Raw genomic sequence first — 18,903 nt, 5'->3', positions numbered from 1 at the left:
CGTTTTCTTCCATATTCTAAAAAACGGGGTAAATCACCCCGTTTTTTTGCAACCACAACCGCCACCAGTACCGCAACCGCCACTACAGCCACCAACATCAAAAAATGGATTTCCTGTTGGAACTTTAACGGAAGAAGACACCTCAGAGCCGATTGCAACACTAACTTCATCTAATAATTTTTGCAAAGCAGTTTCTACTCGTTTAAAGGCTGCAATCTTATCATGTAAGTCTACAGAACGCTTTAATTCCCTCATTTTCGTTGAAACGAAAGTATAGTCAGGATGGTATTTACCAAAACGCTGCACTTCCTCATATCGTTCTTTCATCGCTGTAAATTGCTGAATTAACGCCTGAACTTCCATATCTTCATGCAATTCTTTATAACACTTACGATAATCTTCTGCTATATCTGAACAGATAATCGCTTTTGCAAGCTGCTCTGCCTTATCTAATATCAATACGCTTTCCAGCGTCGCTACAATCATGAGAGACACCTCCGAGTATTCATCATACCACATTTAGAATAGAACTACTAATTGAAGTGCCTCACTTAAAAGAAAGATATAACTCTAACTGATTTTATACAATCTCAAATACACTTATACATTAATATGTTCTGCAATATTATATTTAAGAACATCCCATTGTCCACTATTTTCTTTCACATAACTAATACATGCATTTTTTAATGGGGTCTTGAACGTAATTTCATCTGGTTCAATTGCATGTAAAATTGCTTTTATCGCATGGGAATGAGCAACAATGATAATACGTTTGCCAGAATGAGTTGCTGCAACATCTTTTAAAGCAGTAAAGCAACGGGCTACAATTTCTTCATCTTGCTCCATACCCTCTACTTTACCTTCTGCAATCAACTCTCTAACAGTCGCAACCGGCTGCCCAGAAGCTTCACCAAAATTCCGCTCAACAAATCGCTCATCTAATAAAATCGACTGTAATCCAGCTGCCTCTGCGATTTCATTAGCCGTTTCTTGCGCTCTAATTAACGGGCTACTAATAATTAGATCCCACGATTCCGCTTGTAAAGCAGCTGCACTTTGACTCGCTTGCTTCTTCCCAACTTTATTAAGCGGAATATCTTCACGCCCCTGAATAATCTCTTGAAAATTCCAATCAGTTTGTCCATGTCGTACTAAACAAATTTCCGTCATGCTGCAACTCCTTTTTAAATAATCCGTTTCTATTGTAACAAAAGTTCTGCATGACGGACATAGTTTTCCCTTCCAATTATGTCGCATTTTGCTGCTTCATATACTGAAACATATCAATCATGATTGAAGCAACCGCCAATTGATTTTGAAATTTTTCTACTTTATCAGGTATCGTTTTTTTGAAATGCTGCATCGCCGCCAACTCAAAAGCCTCTTTTTCTTCAGGGTTTCGTGTTAATTTTCTATACCAGTACGGTTGTTCCCTAATATAGCGAGATAAATCCTCATCAGCTTTTATAAACTCCATAAGTTCTGATCTCATCATCTTTCCCCCTAATCCTTCTGAAAGAAAAATGGATTATTTTCTGAAGTACTTTGCTCTTGCTGCTCGCGCTTTCCTTGAAACTGTTGAATAACTTGTTGCACGCTACCAATAGCACTCGTCACATTGGCTAAATGATGTTGCATTTGTTCCACATCTAGCTTTTTAAAGAAAGAAAGCATTTGCCCCATCACATCGGCAGTTTTTTCCTCTTCAGTTCGATCATCTTTTTCTTTTACTTTCTCATTTTTTTTTGCTGAAGAAAATGCAGGCGCTCCATCAGGTCTATAAGTTGCCCATATCGGATCTTCTTCACCAAGTAAGTACCATTCTTCATAAAACTGTTGCCAAGTTTTTTCACCATTTCTAACCTCGTGCACCATTTTAGGGTGATGGTTTACAAACTCTTTAAACTGTTGAACCGATGGATGTAACGGCCCTTTTGTTGTTGGCATAATCCTCACCTCTTCATGTGTATCTACTATATTGTAAGAAAAAAAAGGCGCATGGTTCGCCTATTTTTAGACGATTCATGCACCTTTTTATCTCGCTATTTGTTTGCAGGATGATACCCACCTTACAATCCAATAAATGCGAGGGAATTAGCCGAGAGTGTCACTATTAATAAAAGCCTACCGCTTACGGTTTCACTTTATTTTCGGATAAAGTTTTGTGTATAAAATTTATCATATACCCCAACACCTAATCCAGTAAATTGTTCATTCAATAAATTTTTTCTATGACCCTCACTATTTAACCAACCCTGTACCGCCGCAATTCCATCACTATGTTGCGCCGCTATATTCTCACCAGCAAGTTGAAACCCTACTTTCCCGCGCTGCAAACGATCCCCTAATGTACCTAATGTCGGTGAGTCGTGTGAAAAATAATTATTATCCTTCATATCCTTACTGTGACCAATAGCAACTTCTGCTGTTGGTTGATCCCACGTTAACAACGGCAATTCATGACGACTTCGAATAATATTTGTTAAATCAAAAATTTGTTGCATATTCCCATTCTCTACTTGCTTCATTTTTTCTGGCGTCAATGGTTGTTCTGCCAGTAATTCACCTGAATAAACAAGTTGATACGGTCTTTGACGTAATAACGTTTCATCATCCATATAACGAACACCAACAAGCTCATGTGTAAAATGATCAAAATATAATTGTGCCCATCCATCTTCTACAGGTATTAACGGTTGTTCCATTACTTCGGTATCAGATAACTCAAATTGATAATTATTCTTCCCTCTTTTTAATGAAATCTCATGTGAGAGCGGATTCTTTTTATATACTTCTTCATACTTTTCATTTATATAATAAGGCGTCACCTTAACTTGTTCACCAGCAACGTACGCCGTTACAATTTTACGTTCAGCAACTCCAAATTGAACATATTGAGCTAAATCTTGATTGTATATCCACCATTCATATCCGTAAGCAGATGGCTCTATTCGGGATGGTTCGCCCCATTTTGCTAATAAATTTTCAGAGTCCCCACCAATCATATTTAAAACAGTATCCGAAGAGTCTTCATTTACTTGTTTTTTCTTTTTCACAATTTTATTTTCTTGCTTGGATTGAGATGGGGTTAATATATATTGTGAAACGAGTAATTTCCCGTATAAATCAACAGCTAAAATTAAAAATGTAATCATTACGATACGCAATAATTTCTTCAAACGATATACCTCCTGCACAAAACATAAAATTGAGATATACACAAATCCTTTTCTTTCCTTTTTGTGTGTACCGTACTCTTCTCACTATATCATATTTTCGTGAAAAAAGTCTGGATTATCCCTTTTCTCTCAATATGAATTGCACTTTCTTATTATTCATACTATTATAAAAATAATGATGTAATATTAAAAAAGGAGGTATACTATGCAATTTACAAATACGAAATTTAACGGGGCAGTCGTTGATTTAACACTTTTAACTGAAATTATGGAAAATAACCATTTTGTACTTGCTGGACAGTGGGATTATGAACGGGTTACATACGATTATAAATTTGAGATATTAACGGATGTTTATTATTTGCGAGTACAAGGTATTGCTATTGAAGGTGACATCGGCAGCAGACATGCTGAAGTAAAACTACTTCCTCCCTTATTAGGAAAGCATTATTATCCTCATGGCGTTGAATATGGTGATGATGAGACTTTCCCAACGAATGTACTCCAAAAAAGTGAACAACTCCTTCAAAATGTCGAAAAAGAATTAAAAGAATTTCAAATTATAGAGTAACCAAAAACGAGTGCATCCTACTGATGCACTCGTTTTTGGTTACTCTATTCGCCGGACAGTAGACTCCCGACTGATTATTAGCCTTCACTTTATTTCGTCTGCAAATACGGTGGTATTTGTTGCAACTGCTCTTTATCCTTTTCGCGTTCCCTGCGTGCCCATCTAAAGAATACATAGCCAATAATCGTACCGTACACTATTTCCTGGACAATTTTCATAATGATACCGCCAGTTTGTTGATCTTGTACTACTGGCATCCAGTGTAAAAATTCTGGTCCAGTTATATTTAAATCAGATAAAGTTCCTGCTGGTACACATAATTCCATCGCTTTCATCCAAGCAGCTGAATCCGTATACGTTGCAAATAATGGAGCAGTCGCAAAAATGATCAATGCGCAAGCTGGCGTTAATAGTATACCGTTAGCAAACATGTAACCCAGTTTCTTTATATCACTTAACGTCTGATATTCTGGTAATGGATTTAGCATCGGCCACCACATCATCATTGCTGTAAAAAACAAAATAGCTAGGCAAATAGGATGTAAAACTTGACTCTGCTTTACAGTATCAAATACAACTGGCAAATGATAAAAAGAAAATAAGCCATTAAATACAAACAAAGCAATAAGTGGTTTTGCAAAGATTTTCAACATAATTTGAACAAACTTAAAAGAAGTAATATAACGATATAACCAAATTGGTATACCAAGTAGTAATAAAGGTGGTACTGCGATATACATAATCGCCATTTCAAACATATGTGCACTGAATACAATATGTCCTATTAAATCGATTGGTCCCCCCTTTACAAAATACAAAAGAATAATTCCAATCGTAAAATAGAAAATCTGTTTTTTACTTACTTTAGTCGCATTTTCAAATCGCTCTCTATACGGCCCGATAATTAGAAAGTACCCAATCAAAATCGAAATCATAAACATCATAAATACAGGACTCCATAAAGCTTGAAAACCGAATATCCATAAGTTATCCATTTCCCACACCTACCTTCTGAAAACTGTTTTCTCCTTTCACTTAACGTGAATAGGGGACTGTGATAGCACACGTCCCCTATGTCTTACTGTTTAAAGCCATACAATTGTCATAAAAGCTAATATTGTAATTAGCCCTATTAGCAAGCCAGAATAGAGAAAGAAACTTGCTGCTTCATGCCCTTTATGACTCATATGCATAAAGTAGTACAATTGAAAAATTACTTGAACCACTGCTAATAGTAAAATAAACGGGACAGAGAAAATTGGACTAAACGTTTTCGGGTATGCTACCGCTACAAACGCTACTAATGTCAAAAATATCATTAATGCAAATGTAATAACTTGGTGCTTCATTTCCTCTGCACTTTTCCTCTTTCGATAAACAAGATCGACCTTAGGGTTATTCGTTTGCTTTATTGCCATTGTTTATCCCACCATTCCCATCAAATATACTACAGTGAAAATAAACACCCAAACTACATCAATAAAGTGCCAATAGATTGATGCAACGTAAAACTTTGGTGCATTGTATAGATTTAAGCCTCGCTTCGCATTTCTGAAGATTAAAGTTAATATCCAACACAATCCAAACAATACGTGGAGCCCGTGTGTACCAACAAGAGCATAAAATGCAGAACCAAATGCACTACTTCTCATAGTATGCTTAAATTCATGCGTATAATGATAAAACTCATATATTTCAAATCCCAAAAAGCCTAAACCAAGTAACACTGTTATAAGTAACCATAGTTGCATTTTCTTGAAGTTAAAGTTCTTCATATGATACATCGCATATACACTCGTTAAACTACTCGTTAATAAAAGCATCGTCATAATAAAAACGAGTGGCATTTGGAACATCTCTTGAGATGTTGCTCCACCATTTGTAGAGTTTTTTAGTGCCAAATATGTGCCAAACAAGGAAGCGAACAACACCGTTTCGCCTCCAAGAAATAACCAAAAACCGACAAACTTATTTTTCCCCTCAAGGGTTGCTTTTTCAGGCTCTGCTGGAAATGTTTCATTCGTTAATTTTTCATCTACATGCATTATGCCTTGCCCCCCTTATCCTCTAAATCTTCCTTATGAATATGATATCCATGATCATCGATTACTGAACGTAGGAACATTGTACCGAATGTAATGATTAAACCAATAATTGCTACTAATAACCAGAACTTATCTTTTCCACCCTGCATATACATTGCACCGAATGCCGCTATAAACAATCCTAAAGAAATGATAAATGGTGAAAATGATGGATTTGGCATATGAATATCCCCAACTGGTTCCGCCGCTGTCATCTCTTTATTCCCTTCACGTTTTTCAATCCAAAACGGATCTAACCCGCGAACAAATGGCAATTGTTTAAAGTTATATTCCGGTGTAGGTGCTGGCATTGTCCATTCTAATGTACGTGCATCCCATGGATCACGACCAGCCTTTTCTTTTGATACTGTTGTTTTAATTACATTGAATAGAAGAACAATCGTTCCAAGAGCCATAAACACCGCTCCAATAGAACTAATCATATTCCCCATTTCCAACCCTTGACCTTCAAGATATGTGTAATAACGACGCGGCATACCAATCAAACCAAGGAAATGCTGAATGAAGAACGTTAAATGGAAACCGATAAAGAATAGCCAAAATGTTATCTTTCCTAACGTTTCATTCAATACTTTATTAAACATCAGTGGCCAATAATAATGAGCTCCTGCAAGTAAACCAAATACAACACCGCCGACGATTACATAATGAAAGTGAGCTACCACGAAATAATTATCATGAAATTGATAATCAGCTGGTGCAGATGCTAGCATAACACCTGTAACTCCTCCCATTACGAATGATGGAATAAAAGCTACTGCCCACATCATCGGTGTCGTAAAACGAATACTTCCGCCCCACATTGTAAAGAGCCAGTTGAATATTTTAATACCGGTCGGAACCGCAATCGCCATTGTTGCAACTGAGAAAATAGCATTTGCAACTGGCCCAAGACCAACTGTAAACATATGATGCGCCCATACCATAAATCCTAAGAATCCAATTAATACTGTCGCAAACACCATTGACGAATAACCAAATAATCGTTTTTTCGAAAATGTAGCGAAGATTTCTGAGAATATTCCGAAAGCTGGGAGTATAAGAATGTATACTTCCGGATGACCAAAGATCCAGAATAAATGCTCCCATATAATTGTATTCCCGCCTAAGGCTGGATTAAAGAAACTTGTGCCAAATAAACGATCTAACATTAAAAGTCCTAATCCTACAGTTAATGGTGGAAACGCAAATAATATAAGTGAAGATGTTACAAATGTTGTCCATGTAAACATCGGCATACGCATATATGTCATTCCTGGCGCACGCATATTAATAATTGTAACAAGGAAGTTAATACCACCAATTAATGTACCAATACCAGATATTTGTAAACCGAGTACATAAAAATCAACACCATGACCTTTAGAAGCTAAAGCTAAAGATGCATAAGAAGTCCAACCTGCATCTGGTGCTCCACCTAAAAACCAACTTAAATTTAAAAATACTCCACCAAAGAAAAATAACCAAAATCCGAGTGAATTCAAAAACGGGAACGCTACATCACGCGCACCAATTTGAAGTGGTACGGCGGCGTTCATAAATGCAAACACGAGTGGCATAGCTGCGAGGAAAATCATTGTTGTACCGTGCATCGTTAATACTTGATTATAAGCATCCCCAACAAGAAAAGCATTGTTAGGAATCGCTAATTGAAGGCGAATAAACAAGGCTTCTATTCCGCCTACTATAAAAAACAATCCACCTGCAATTAAATAGAGAATGGCAATCTTTTTATGGTCTACTGTCGTTAAATAATCCCATATGACAGCACCCATCCCCTGTTTTTTTGCTACAGAACTCACGTTTTCAACCTCCCCTTCGCGAATAATCCCTCTTTACTTTTCAACTTTTAACGTCTGTAAGTATGCATTTAATGCATCAATTTGATCATCCGTTAAGTTGCCATATTTACCAGTCATTTTATTTCCTGGTTTCATATTTTCAGGATCTTTCAGCCATTTTTTTAAGTTCTCTTCATTGTTTTCGGCAATACCGGCAACTGTATCGCGATCAGCAAAGTTTGCTAAGTTCGGTGCGATACGAGCGGAAGGTGGTCTACTATCATTAGATCCAACTGCGTGACAACCAATACAGCTTTTATTAAATATTTCTTGGCCTTCTTGTGCCTTTGTTGAAGCTACTTCTTTCTTCCCATCAATCTCCTTCATATCAGCAAGCCATTTTTTGTACTCGCTTTCATCTAAAGCTTTCACTTTAAATTGCATTAAAGAATGTGATGGGCCGCAAAATTCTGTACAAAAACCATTATAAGTGCCCGATTTGTCTGCCTTTAACCACATTTTGTTTACATTATCTGTATTTGTATCCATTTTCCCTGCTAAAGATGGAACCCAAAATGAATGTTTAATATCGGCACCCTTCAAATTCAAATACACTTTCTTACCTGTGGGGATGACTAAATCTTGAGAAGTTACTATTTTTTCTGATTTATAAGAAAATTCCCACCAATAAAGATTCGCTGTTACATCAACAACGATAGTATCTTTATCAATATTCTTTTTCTCCATCGCACTTACATCAGCAAGTTTGAATGTATATGTAACCGTCGGAACAGCTAAGATTAATAAAAGTATAATCGGAATAACTGTCCATATAATTTCTAGCTTGTGATTCCCTTCAACTTGCTCTGGAATAAAATCTTCCTGACCTTTCTTTTGTCGGAAACGCACAATTACATATAAGAAAATAATAGTAACTACTAGTACTACTCCTACCATGATTGCACTTGCTAGTAAAAGCAGATCATATTGCATTTTTGCTACTTCTCCTTGCGGAATTAAAGTAGATTGAAAGGCTTTACCGCATCCCCCTAACAGTAAAGCCAGCAGTGAAACGAACGAAAGCAGTCGCCACTGTTTCTTCATACAAACAACCCCCACTTTCCTTGTGAATTAGATTGTACTTTATAGTTAAGTAAAGTAAATCTCAACGTAAAGAAATCCAATTATGTCGTTGTCTTAGAAGAATGTAACTACAATCATTGAAACAAATAAGATTGTTAAATAATTTAGGGAATAAACAAACATTTGTACGGACCATTTGATGTCATCTTGCTTACGGAAGCCATAAAACCCTAAAACGATCCATCCGATGTTAAGCAATGTTGCGATTACCATAAATGTTATCCCAAGTCCACTCATATAAAATGGTAGTGGTAATAAACATACTGTCCAAATCATAATTTGGCGTTTCGTAATTTCAAATCCATGAACTACAGGAAGCATTGGGATTCCTGCATTTCGATATTCATCAACACGTTTCATCGCTAACGCAAGGAAATGTGGGATTTGCCAAATAAACATAATTAAAAATAACATCCAAGCAATTGGATGGCCTAAAGATGGATCAATTGCTGCCCATCCAATTAAAGGTGGAACTGCTCCAGATATACTACCTACAACAGTATTTAGTGTGTACTTTCTCTTTGTCCATAAAGTATATAAGACAACATATGTGAAAGCACCAATAAATCCCATTAATACTGCCATCGGTGTTGTTAATAATAAAAATACAAACCCAAGAAGTAATATAACTAGTCCAAATGTAAGTGCGAATCCTGGTTTATACTTTCCAGTAACCGTTGGACGGGTTTTTGTTCTTTCCATTAACGGATCGATATCTCGATCAATATAATTATTTAAACAACATACCCCTGCCATAATTAATCCAGAACCAACGATTGTAAAGAATAACTTATCCAGATTGTCCATTACACTTAATCCATTAAAATGTAACGCCAACCAAAATCCTGTAAATACAGTAAGTGTATTTGAGTTTACAATCCCCATTTTAACGAGCGCTGATAAATCTTGTAGCCGAGTTGTTTCCGGTACACTTGTTACAGCTGACTCATCATGCAGCTCACTTGTTGCATGGTTCATCACTTTAACCCCCTCTTAAAACTTTCATCTTTCTTTTTGCGCCTATTTCGAATGAAATAATTCGCTTCTATATAGCAATATTATTACAGTAGAAATATTGTTAACCCATTCTACTACTAATCTACGCCCATACTCCAATATATTAAATCATATTTCCCGAACATTTTGTGAAGAAAACATGAACTTTTTGTGTCGAACATAAAAAAATTTATTCTTACTTATCCTTATCATAACATGATGTTACCTTCTATAATAAACTATTTTGTCTTATTTAACACGTATTCTCCCCATTTCTTTTCAAAATAGCCTATTTTTTCACCTAAAATTTACCTTTTATATCCTATTTTTACAACTGTTTTCTCTCTCCCTCCTTCCCCCTCCATTTCTTTGCTATTTTATTATTTTTTATATATCATAGGAACTAGCGCGTTTTATTCTATACATAATGGAATGAAAATATTTCGCAATAACTTCATAGCAGAAAGATGGTGAAAGAGATTGCAACGCTTTATTAAATGGTTAGCAGTCATTACAAGCCTTGATTTATTAATAGTTTTATTAGGAGGCGCTTTAGTTACAAAAACAGGTTCTGGCCAAGGTTGCGGTAAATCATGGCCACTTTGTAACGGTGAATTTGTTCCATCTAATTTATCAATGGAAACTATTATTGAACTAAGTCACCGCCTTACATCAGGATCAGCAGGAATTCTTGTCACTCTCCTTTGTATTTTGTCCTGGAAATATTATAAACATGTGCGTGAAACAAAAACGTTAGCAATTTTATCCTTCGTATTTTTAGTTGCACAAGCATTAATGGGAGCCGCAGCAGTTGTTTGGGGACAAATGCCAGCAGTACTTGCTATCCATTTTGGTATTTCCTTAATTTCATTTGCTTCTGTTATTTTATTATCATGTCTTATTTTTGAAATTGATCAGAAATTTGATGCACGTTCACTTATTATGGACAAAAAAATGAAATTTCATATTTATGGTGTAACAATTTACTGTTATCTCGTTGTCTACACAGGAGCTTTAGTACGTCATGAACGAGCTAGCTTAGCCTGTCCAGACTTCCCTTTATGTAGCAAAAATAGACCTATGCCAACTCAACTACATGAGTGGGTTCAAATGGGGCATAGAGTTGCAGCAATGTTAATTTTCGTTTGGATACTATACGCGATGATTATTGCTATTCGTCAATACAAACAACAACGCGTAGTATACTGGGGATGGATTATTTCCTTTATCCTTGTAACACTTCAAGCTATTGTTGGGATTTTAGTTGTATTTACAAATGCTAGTTTAGCAATGGCATTATTACATTCCCTATTCATTTCTTGCTTGTTTGCTGTATTATGCTATTTAGTTATGTTGGGTACAAGAAGTAAGGTCAATGCAAAAGAAGCCACATCAACTAAACAAACAAAATAAATTAAAATTTAAATACCTTGCCCATTCGGCAAGGTATTTTTTGTAATAAAAAAGAGCTGTTTTCACAGCTCTTTTTTATTTTAATGATCTAATTCAATCAGTAAGTCACCTGTTTGAATTGCGTCTCCATCATTTACATATACTTTTTTCACCTTACCATTGAACGGTGCTTGAACTGTCGTTTCCATTTTCATCGCTTCCGTAATTGCCATAGAATCGCCTTTTCTCACTTCATCGCCTTCTTTTACAACTACTTTAATAACCGTTCCTGGCATTGTTGCACTAATATGATTTGGATTTTCACGGTTTCCTTTCATACGTTGGGCAACTGTTGCTTTCACACTTTCATCTCTCACAACAATTTCACGTGGTTGACCGTTAAATTCCAAGTAAAGAATACGATTTCCATCCGGCTGAGGTTCTCCGATTGATACGAGTTTAACCATTAATGTTTTACCTTGTTCAATTTCCACATCAATTTCTTCACCAAGTCTCATACCATAGAAGAATGTCGGTGTATCCAGCACAGATACATTGCCATAAAGCTCTGCAACTTTTTCGTAGTCCATAAATACTTTTGGATATAATGCATATGCAACTACATCAAAAATCGTTACTTCGCGTCCAAGTTTATGGAATAACTCTTCTTTTAAAGCGTCAAAATCTACTGGCTCTAGTAATTCACCCGGTCTTACTGTTAAAGGCTTTTTCCCTTTTAAAATAATTTCTTGTAATTCTTTCGGGAAACCACCGTATGGTTGTCCTAAATCGCCTGAGAACATTTCAACAACAGATCCTGGGAAGTCCATAGAATGTCCACGCTCTAAAACGTCTTGTTCTGTCAGGTGATTTTGAACCATAAATAATGCCATATCACCGACAACTTTAGATGATGGTGTTACTTTTACAATATCTCCAAACATATCATTCACACGGCGATACATTACTTTCACTTCATCAAAGCGATCACCTAAACCAACTGCTTTCGCTTGTTGTTGAAGGTTACTATACTGTCCACCTGGCATTTCATGCATATATACCTCTGTGTGTGGTGCATTCATACCACTTTCAAACGGTGCATAGTATTTACGTACATCTTCCCAATAATGAGATAGTTTTTCTAATGAATCTATATTAACATCTGGCTGTCTTTCGTTTCCGCCTAATGCATAGTACAGCGTGTTCGCACTTGGTTGTGACGTTTGACCAGCCATAGAACTCACTGCCACATCGACAATGTCAACACCTGCTTCAATTGCCTTCGTATACGTTAATATACCATTTCCACTCGTATCATGTGTGTGCAGGTGGATTGGAATCGATACTGTCTCTTTTAATGCAGAAACTAAATCATATGCCGCGTTAGGTTTTAATAAACCTGCCATATCTTTGATTCCTAATATATGAGCTCCTGATGCTTCTAACTCTTTTGCTAAGTTTTTATAATAATTCAGATCATACTTGCTACGTAATGGATCATGAATATCCCCTGTGTAACACATTGTCGCTTCTGCAATTTTACCAGTATCTCGGACAGCGTCAATCGCAACTCGCATACCTTCTACCCAGTTTAAACTATCAAAAATTCGGAACACATCAATTCCAGCTTGAGCAGAACATTCTACAAATTTTTGAATTAAATTATCTGGATAGTTTTTGTATCCAACTGCATTTGAAGAACGAAGTAACATTTGGAATAAAACGTTAGGCATTTTTTCACGAAGATCTAGTAATCGTTCCCATGGATCTTCTTTTAAGAAACGATATGCGACATCGAACGTTGCACCGCCCCACATTTCCGCTGAGAATAAGTTCGGTAACATTCTCGCTGTTGGCTCTGCAATTTGATGTAAATCTTTCGTACGAATACGAGTTGCAAGTAAGGACTGATGCGCATCTCGGAATGTTGTATCTGTTAAAAGCACACGTTTTTGATCTTGTACCCACTTTACTAATCCATCCGCTCCACGCTCATCCAAAATTTGTTTCGTTCCATTTTGGATTGGCTCTGAGTGTTTTACACTCGGTATACGAGCATCAGGGAAAATCGGCTTCTCTTTTTTCCCTACTCCAGGGAATCCGTTTACTGTTACTGAACCAATGTAATTTAACATTTTTGTTCCGCGGTCTTTACGTTTCGGGAACAGGAATAGTTCAGGTGACACATCAATAAACGAAGTATCATATTCTCCTGATAAAAAGTTTTTATGTTTTACTACATTCTCTAGGAATGGAATATTTGTTTTAATACCACGAATACGGAATTCTTTTAAGTTACGTTCCATTTTTGCAGCAGCTTGTTCAAAAGTAAGTGCCCAAGTTGTAACTTTTACAAGTAAAGAATCATAGTAAGGTGTAATAACTGCACCTTGGAAACTATTACCTGTATCAAGACGCACACCAAAACCACCACCTGATCGGTACGCCATTATCTTCCCTGTATCTGGCATGAAATTATTTAGTGGATCCTCAGTCGTTACACGAGATTGAATTGCAAATCCATGTACAACCACTTCCTCTTGTTTAGGTACACCTACTATCTTACTATGTAACGCATGCCCATCAGCTATTAAAATTTGCGATTGAACGATATCGACTCCTGTAATCATCTCTGTAATCGTATGTTCAACTTGAACACGTGGGTTTACTTCAATGAAGTAAAACTCATCACCTTTTACAAGGAATTCTACCGTTCCTGCATTTAAATAGTTTACATTTTTCGTTAACTTAACAGCAGCTTCACAAATACGTTGACGCAAATCATCTGGAAGCGACACGCTTGGTGCGATTTCGACAACTTTTTGATGGCGACGTTGTACAGAACAGTCACGCTCATATAAATGAACAACATTGCCCTCTTCATCTGCTAAAATTTGCACTTCTATATGTTTAGGTTTTTCAACGAATTTCTCAACGTACACTTCATCATTACCAAAGGCTGCTTTCGCTTCTGACTTCGCTCGATTATACGATTCTCTTAATTCTTCACTTGTACGTACAATACGCATACCACGACCGCCACCGCCAAGGGATGCTTTAATAATAATCGGGTAATCATACTTTTCAGCAAATTCAGCGACTTCTTCTAGTGAATTTACTGGACCATCACTACCAGGAATAACTGGGATTTTTGCTAGCTGCGCTTGTGTTCTTGCTTTCACTTTATCTCCAAACATATCTAAATGCTTACTTTTTGGACCGATAAAGATAATCCCTTCTTCTTCACAACGTTTTGCGAATTGGATATTTTCTGACAAGAAACCATATCCAGGGTGGATTGCATCTACATGATTACTTTTCGCAATCTCAATAATGCCCTCAATATCTAGATAAGCATCAATTGGCTTTTTCCCTTCCCCAACTAAATAGGACTCATCGGCTTTATAGCGATGATAAGAACCACTATCCTCTTTCGAATAGATTGCAACTGTTTTTAATCCAAGTTCCGAACAAGCTCGAAACACACGAATTGCAATCTCTCCACGGTTAGCTACCAATACTTTTTGAATACGTTGCAGCTTTGTCATGATTTTCCCCCTCTACTTTCCTACCACTCTAGAGATAAAATATATACACACTCTAAAGAGCGTGAAGTTCTTCACTTTCTACATTATATTATACTTAGAAAGCTTCACTTTATTTTTATCCATCATACCTTATTTTTTAACAAATGATAAGTTTTCTGATCAATTTGTTTCACAAAAATAGTATAGCATACCTCTTACTTTTCTAACAACTTAATTGTATATCACATTTAATCAAATGTGATATATTTTTATACATAAAAACGAAATAATATATCATATTAAAAGTTACTAACAAATAAAAAAACACATCGCGCTCTAAAGCACAATGTGTTTTTATTTTACAACTACAAGATGTGGTCCACCTTGTCCTTTTTCTTTCATTAACTCATTCTGTTGTTTCTCTTGTCGTTTTACATGACTAGCAATATTGAGTAATATCCCCATCGCAAGTAAATTAGCTAACAAGGAACTCCCGCCATAACTAATAAACGGCAAAGGTACTCCGGTAAGCGGTATTAATCCAGACATACCGCCAACATTAACAAAAGTTTGTATTCCAATTAAACTTGCGATACCGATTGCAATTAAACTTCCAAATGGATCTTTACACTTTTGCGCCACTCTAAATGAACGAATTATTATGAGTAATAAACAGATTAAAATGATAGCCACACCTATAAAGCCTAGTTCTTCAGATATAATCGCCATAATAAAATCGGTTTGAGGCTCTGGTAAGTATCCATACTTCTGCACACTATTCCCTAACCCTCTACCATTTAATCCACCTGAAGCAATTCCAATAAATGAATTTACTAATTGAAATCCATCATTTTGAGGATCGTTAAACGGATCGAGAAAAACTGAAAAGCGAGCTTTTTGGTACGGACTTAGCTTGTAATTTCCAATAAAATATAACGCAGGTATCCATATTATAGACGTTAAAAGGAATCTTTTTATCCACAAGTTAACATTAACTCCTGAACAAAAGAACATAATCAGTATAGTTCCACATATTAGTATATCGGTTCCTAAGTCATTTTGAAGTAAAATGATTACTATTGTTCCACCGACAAAACCTAGTGGGGGAATAATCCCTTGAAAAAAAGGCGTTTGCATCTCTTGCTTCTTCGCAAAAAAGTTTGCTAGCGTAATAATAACCGCTATTTTCACAAACTCAGCTGGTTGTATACCTAATATCCATCCTTTTGCGCCATTAATGTCCTTACCGAAAATCAAGGCTGCTAATAATAAAACAATACTCCCCATTCCCATCGCAATCAAAACTATTCGTTTTCTCCAAATTGTATAAGGAATGGCAACGATAATCGCTAACATTACTGTCCCAATAGCAAGGGCAAATAATTGTTTTTTAAAAAAGTAATCTGCCGGCCAGTTATATCTTGACGAAATCGCAACAATGGAACTCGAACTATATACCATTATAACTCCCAGCACACATAAGATAACAAGAGGAAGTAACAATGAATAATCCATTGATTTCCATACTTTTTTCATTTCATTTCCTCTCTCTGTTTCAATTTAATTATTGTTGTATTCCATATGTATATAGGTTCTTCCTGCTTTATTATACAAATAAAAAGCTCAAACTAATTTAGTTTGAGCCCCCTTATTTGAACCCGTTATTGTTGTTTGTTTGTAAACGCTTCATGAAGTGCAGATAACTCACGTTCGAGCTCACCTAACATTGCTTTCCCTTGTTCTTCTGCAATAAGACCAAGGCGAACTGCAAAATCGACCTCGCGGGATAGTCCAAACATTTGTGTGTCTAACACTTCTTCATATAATGGACATTGCGGCATTGTAAGATGGTCCATTTGCACCTTAATAAGTCTTAAAATCTTCTCTGCATCCGCTTGTAGAAGGGCTAGTGCCTTTTCCTGATGATTTGCTACTGTCTCAGACGCCAAATTGATTCCCTCCGTTTCCGTCCTACTCTCCTCTATCCTATCTATTAATATTAGCGATAGTTTTAATAAATTGCAATAGAAACATTTTTTGTGACAACAGTGTCTAATACTATTATACTGAAAAGTGGGAGTATAACACAAATGGGGGAACAACAATGAGCGAAATTTTATTTATTAATGGAAAAGTACGTTTTCCAATCACTATTGATCCAACTGTTTGGATTTTTGATGATCGAAAAGTAGATTTGACAACTTACTTTGATGAAACTAGAGAAGAGTCATCCGAATTAGAAACATACTTAAAACATACTTCAGAGCATTGGGATCGTGAAATCCGCGATGGTGCGGCCTTCCCGCCGATACAACAAAGTGTAAAGAAATATAAAAAAGAACAGCTAATTACTGGAACGTTCGGTATACCATTTCAACCTTTTCTTGCTAACGCCGAAATTTCAAATGACGCTACGCAAGTCGAGATTGAAACAGTCGACCATACAATAACGCTTCCATTAGAAACTGTCAAAAAGGCTATTCTTGGTTTTTCAAAAGAAGGAAAACCATTAAAAGAGGATGGACCTGTCCATTTATATTACAATGATGGATCTAATAGACAAAATCCAATCCGTAACATCCGTAAATTTACAATTATTTAAAGTGTATAAAAAGGAGTGAGCTAAGGCTCACTCCTTTTTATAATAAATCCGCTGCTAATTGAGCTAAATTAGAACGCTCTCCTTTAACGAACTTTACATGACCACTAATACGTTGCTCTTTAAATTTCTCCACAACGTATGTTAAACCGTTATTATATTCATCTAAATACGGATGATCGATTTGCTGGGGATCTCCCATTAATACAATTTTGCTTTTCTCTCCTACTCTCGTTAATATCGTCTTCACTTCATGCTTCGTTAAATTTTGAGCCTCATCAATAATAATGAATTGGTCCGGAATACTTCTGCCGCGTATATAAGTAAGGGCTTCTACTTCAATCGAACCCATTCCAGCTAAAATAGCATCTAACTCTCCTGGCTTTTTCGTATTAAATAAATACTCTAGATTATCAAAAATCGGCTGCATCCATGGTCTTAACTTCTCTTCTTTTTCTCCTGGTAAATAACCGATATCTTTTCCGACTGGAACAATTGGTCTTGCAACAAGTAATTTTTTGTATAATCCTAAATCCTCCGTTTGCATTAATCCCGAAGCTAACGCAAGTAACGTTTTTCCTGTACCAGCTTTCCCTGTTAACGTTACAAGCGGAATATCTTCACGAAGCAACAATTCTAATCCCATTATTTGTTGCACGTTTCGTGGTCGTATTCCCCATACTTGTTCATTGTGAAAAATAAGTTTCTTCACCTTCTTACCTAAGTGATCCACAATTCCAAGTGCAGAACTAGAACCCCCTAGTGCATCTTTCATTACTACAAACTGATTTGGATAAAAAGGATGATTTGCAATTTCAGATAAAGGTAATTCCCCTTTTTCATAAAAATAATCCAATTGTTCTTTTGATATATATCCTTCTAAAAATCCTGAGTATATATTATCCACTTCAATTACGCGATCACTTAAATAATCTTCAGCCTTCAATCCAATTGCATCAGCTTTTACCCTGACGAGCACATCTTTACTTACTAAAATAACAGACTTCCCGTCCTCTTTTTCTTGTTCTTCTAAAGATAGATTTTTTGCTACTGCCAAAATTCGATTATCATTTGTTTTTTCTACAAAAATATCTTGGAGTTGAACAAATGAACGATGATTTAATTCAATACGAAATGTACCGCCGTTTTCTAGCGGAATACTTTCATGCAGCTTTCCTATTTCGCGAAATTTATCTATTAACTTAGATACATAACGAGCATTTCGTCCTACTTCGTCCATATAACGTTTCTTCGAATCAACCTCTTCTAATACAACTGCTGGAATCACTACTTCATTGGTTGCAAACGAAAAAATAGATAAAGGATCCTGCAAAAGTACATTCGTATCTAACACATAAATTTTATCCAACCTGTTACCCCCTGACTCCACTTTTAAATTTGTAGAACAAGGGTTTCATCCATAAAATATGGACGAACCATTGTTATAATTATATGTACCGTATAAACGAGGTAGAATCGAAACTTATAGCAATTAAACCTTTTCTTTATTTTTTATTCATTTCTATTCAATATATTACTTTTAATTTTAATTATTAACGTTAAATCACAATAACTGCTTCCAAAAGTTAATGAGCCATCTTCTTATT

At 36.0% G+C, this 18,903-nt stretch carries 18 protein-coding genes; 3 read left to right on the top strand and 15 right to left on the bottom strand.

Translation table 11 applies throughout. From position 1 onward, the window contains the following. Positions 1 to 33: 33 nt before the first annotated feature. The 5 genes from EUC40_RS07400 to EUC40_RS07380 form a co-directional block, all read right to left on the bottom strand. Positions 34 to 486: a YlbF/YmcA family competence regulator gene (locus EUC40_RS07400; RefSeq protein WP_000634352.1), complete on the bottom strand. Its 453-nt coding sequence runs from the start codon at positions 484 to 486 to the stop codon at positions 34 to 36. Positions 487 to 600: 114 nt separating this feature from the next. Continuing rightward, on the bottom strand, positions 601 to 1,173 hold the full coding sequence (locus tag EUC40_RS07395; RefSeq protein WP_000134954.1) for a histidine phosphatase family protein: 573 nt from the start codon (positions 1,171 to 1,173) through the stop codon (positions 601 to 603). 76 nt (positions 1,174 to 1,249) lie between these two features. Then, positions 1,250 to 1,495 (bottom strand): YlbE-like family protein, encoded by a 246-nt coding sequence (locus EUC40_RS07390; protein WP_001255876.1) that lies wholly within the window; start codon positions 1,493 to 1,495, stop codon positions 1,250 to 1,252. A gap of 11 nt (positions 1,496 to 1,506) precedes the next feature. Further along, a complete protein-coding gene (gene ylbD / locus EUC40_RS07385; protein WP_071713182.1) occupies positions 1,507 to 1,950 on the bottom strand; it encodes a YlbD family protein in 444 nt (147 codons plus the stop codon). Between the two features lie 197 nt (positions 1,951 to 2,147). Next, positions 2,148 to 3,182, bottom strand: coding sequence for a CAP domain-containing protein (locus tag EUC40_RS07380; protein ID WP_071713181.1), 1,035 nt, complete (start codon positions 3,180 to 3,182; stop codon positions 2,148 to 2,150). A 205-nt stretch (positions 3,183 to 3,387) separates the two neighbouring features. Between EUC40_RS07380 and EUC40_RS07375 the strand changes: the two genes are divergently transcribed. Beyond that, positions 3,388 to 3,753, top strand: a complete 366-nt coding sequence (locus tag EUC40_RS07375; RefSeq protein ID WP_071713180.1) for a YugN family protein — start codon at positions 3,388 to 3,390, stop codon at positions 3,751 to 3,753. 89 nt (positions 3,754 to 3,842) lie between these two features. Here EUC40_RS07375 and ctaG read toward each other — a convergent pair whose 3' ends face one another. The 6 genes from ctaG to ctaB all read right to left on the bottom strand — a co-directional run bounded on the left by ctaG (position 3,843) and on the right by ctaB (position 9,760). Beyond that, on the bottom strand, positions 3,843 to 4,748 hold the full coding sequence (gene ctaG / locus EUC40_RS07370) for a cytochrome c oxidase assembly factor CtaG (RefSeq protein ID WP_156574254.1): 906 nt from the start codon (positions 4,746 to 4,748) through the stop codon (positions 3,843 to 3,845). Between the two features lie 90 nt (positions 4,749 to 4,838). Then, positions 4,839 to 5,171 (bottom strand): cytochrome c oxidase subunit IVB, encoded by a 333-nt coding sequence (gene ctaF / locus EUC40_RS07365; RefSeq protein ID WP_000985701.1) that lies wholly within the window; start codon positions 5,169 to 5,171, stop codon positions 4,839 to 4,841. Positions 5,172 to 5,174: 3 nt separating this feature from the next. Further along, positions 5,175 to 5,798: a cytochrome c oxidase subunit III gene (ctaE, locus tag EUC40_RS07360; protein WP_000557856.1), complete on the bottom strand. Its 624-nt coding sequence runs from the start codon at positions 5,796 to 5,798 to the stop codon at positions 5,175 to 5,177. After that, entirely contained in the window at positions 5,798 to 7,633 is a 1,836-nt protein-coding gene (gene ctaD / locus EUC40_RS07355) for a cytochrome c oxidase subunit I (RefSeq protein ID WP_187130300.1), read from the bottom strand. Before ctaD ends, ctaE begins: the two co-directional genes overlap by 1 nt. A gap of 60 nt (positions 7,634 to 7,693) precedes the next feature. Further along, a complete protein-coding gene (gene coxB / locus EUC40_RS07350; RefSeq protein WP_156574250.1) occupies positions 7,694 to 8,743 on the bottom strand; it encodes a cytochrome c oxidase subunit II in 1,050 nt (349 codons plus the stop codon). 93 nt (positions 8,744 to 8,836) lie between these two features. Continuing rightward, positions 8,837 to 9,760: a protoheme IX farnesyltransferase gene (ctaB, locus tag EUC40_RS07345; RefSeq protein ID WP_001015062.1), complete on the bottom strand. Its 924-nt coding sequence runs from the start codon at positions 9,758 to 9,760 to the stop codon at positions 8,837 to 8,839. Positions 9,761 to 10,258: 498 nt separating this feature from the next. Here ctaB and ctaA point away from each other — a divergent pair, with 498 nt between their 5' ends. After that, entirely contained in the window at positions 10,259 to 11,191 is a 933-nt protein-coding gene (gene ctaA, locus EUC40_RS07340) for a heme A synthase (RefSeq protein WP_071713177.1), read from the top strand. 80 nt (positions 11,192 to 11,271) lie between these two features. Here ctaA and pyc read toward each other — a convergent pair whose 3' ends face one another. The 3 genes from pyc to EUC40_RS07325 all read right to left on the bottom strand — a co-directional run bounded on the left by pyc (position 11,272) and on the right by EUC40_RS07325 (position 16,646). After that, positions 11,272 to 14,718, bottom strand: coding sequence for a pyruvate carboxylase (pyc, locus tag EUC40_RS07335; RefSeq protein WP_156574247.1), 3,447 nt, complete (start codon positions 14,716 to 14,718; stop codon positions 11,272 to 11,274). A 333-nt stretch (positions 14,719 to 15,051) separates the two neighbouring features. Continuing rightward, positions 15,052 to 16,233: a putative lipid II flippase FtsW gene (gene ftsW, locus EUC40_RS07330; protein ID WP_156574245.1), complete on the bottom strand. Its 1,182-nt coding sequence runs from the start codon at positions 16,231 to 16,233 to the stop codon at positions 15,052 to 15,054. A gap of 125 nt (positions 16,234 to 16,358) precedes the next feature. Further along, complete coding sequence (locus tag EUC40_RS07325; protein WP_000135694.1) at positions 16,359 to 16,646, bottom strand: Fpa/YlaN family protein; 288 nt, start codon at positions 16,644 to 16,646, stop codon at positions 16,359 to 16,361. A 155-nt stretch (positions 16,647 to 16,801) separates the two neighbouring features. Here EUC40_RS07325 and EUC40_RS07320 point away from each other — a divergent pair, with 155 nt between their 5' ends. Then, entirely contained in the window at positions 16,802 to 17,299 is a 498-nt protein-coding gene (locus EUC40_RS07320) for a molybdopterin-binding protein (protein ID WP_001289787.1), read from the top strand. Positions 17,300 to 17,336: 37 nt separating this feature from the next. Here the strand turns inward: EUC40_RS07320 and EUC40_RS07315 are convergent, their stop codons facing one another. Then, complete coding sequence (locus EUC40_RS07315; RefSeq protein ID WP_000358078.1) at positions 17,337 to 18,665, bottom strand: PhoH family protein; 1,329 nt, start codon at positions 18,663 to 18,665, stop codon at positions 17,337 to 17,339. Positions 18,666 to 18,903: the final 238 nt, after the last annotated feature.

This window comes from Bacillus luti, assembly GCF_009739945.1.
GTDB lineage: Bacteria > Bacillota > Bacilli > Bacillales > Bacillaceae_G > Bacillus_A > Bacillus_A luti.
The sequence above is the reverse complement of the archived record's forward strand: the minus strand, read 5'-3'. Positions and strand labels throughout refer to the sequence as shown.

What these genes read in the sequence shown, in the direction of transcription:
- EUC40_RS07320 (WP_001289787.1), top strand. Translation starts at nt 16,802, where the DNA reads ATGAGCGAAATTTTATTTATTAATGGAAAAGTACGTTTTCCAATCACT.
- ctaB (WP_001015062.1), bottom strand. Translation starts at nt 9,760, where the DNA reads ATGAACCATGCAACAAGTGAGCTGCATGATGAGTCAGCTGTAACAAGT.
- ylbD (WP_071713182.1), bottom strand. Translation starts at nt 1,950, where the DNA reads ATGCCAACAACAAAAGGGCCGTTACATCCATCGGTTCAACAGTTTAAA.
- EUC40_RS07400 (WP_000634352.1), bottom strand. Translation starts at nt 486, where the DNA reads ATGATTGTAGCGACGCTGGAAAGCGTATTGATATTAGATAAGGCAGAG.
- pyc (WP_156574247.1), bottom strand. Translation starts at nt 14,718, where the DNA reads ATGACAAAGCTGCAACGTATTCAAAAAGTATTGGTAGCTAACCGTGGA.
- ctaG (WP_156574254.1), bottom strand. Translation starts at nt 4,748, where the DNA reads ATGGATAACTTATGGATATTCGGTTTTCAAGCTTTATGGAGTCCTGTA.
- EUC40_RS07390 (WP_001255876.1), bottom strand. Translation starts at nt 1,495, where the DNA reads ATGAGATCAGAACTTATGGAGTTTATAAAAGCTGATGAGGATTTATCT.
- ftsW (WP_156574245.1), bottom strand. Translation starts at nt 16,233, where the DNA reads ATGAAAAAAGTATGGAAATCAATGGATTATTCATTGTTACTTCCTCTT.
- ctaD (WP_187130300.1), bottom strand. Translation starts at nt 7,633, where the DNA reads ATGGGTGCTGTCATATGGGATTATTTAACGACAGTAGACCATAAAAAG.
- EUC40_RS07395 (WP_000134954.1), bottom strand. Translation starts at nt 1,173, where the DNA reads ATGACGGAAATTTGTTTAGTACGACATGGACAAACTGATTGGAATTTT.
- ctaF (WP_000985701.1), bottom strand. Translation starts at nt 5,171, where the DNA reads ATGGCAATAAAGCAAACGAATAACCCTAAGGTCGATCTTGTTTATCGA.
- coxB (WP_156574250.1), bottom strand. Translation starts at nt 8,743, where the DNA reads ATGAAGAAACAGTGGCGACTGCTTTCGTTCGTTTCACTGCTGGCTTTA.
- EUC40_RS07375 (WP_071713180.1), top strand. Translation starts at nt 3,388, where the DNA reads ATGCAATTTACAAATACGAAATTTAACGGGGCAGTCGTTGATTTAACA.
- ctaE (WP_000557856.1), bottom strand. Translation starts at nt 5,798, where the DNA reads ATGCATGTAGATGAAAAATTAACGAATGAAACATTTCCAGCAGAGCCT.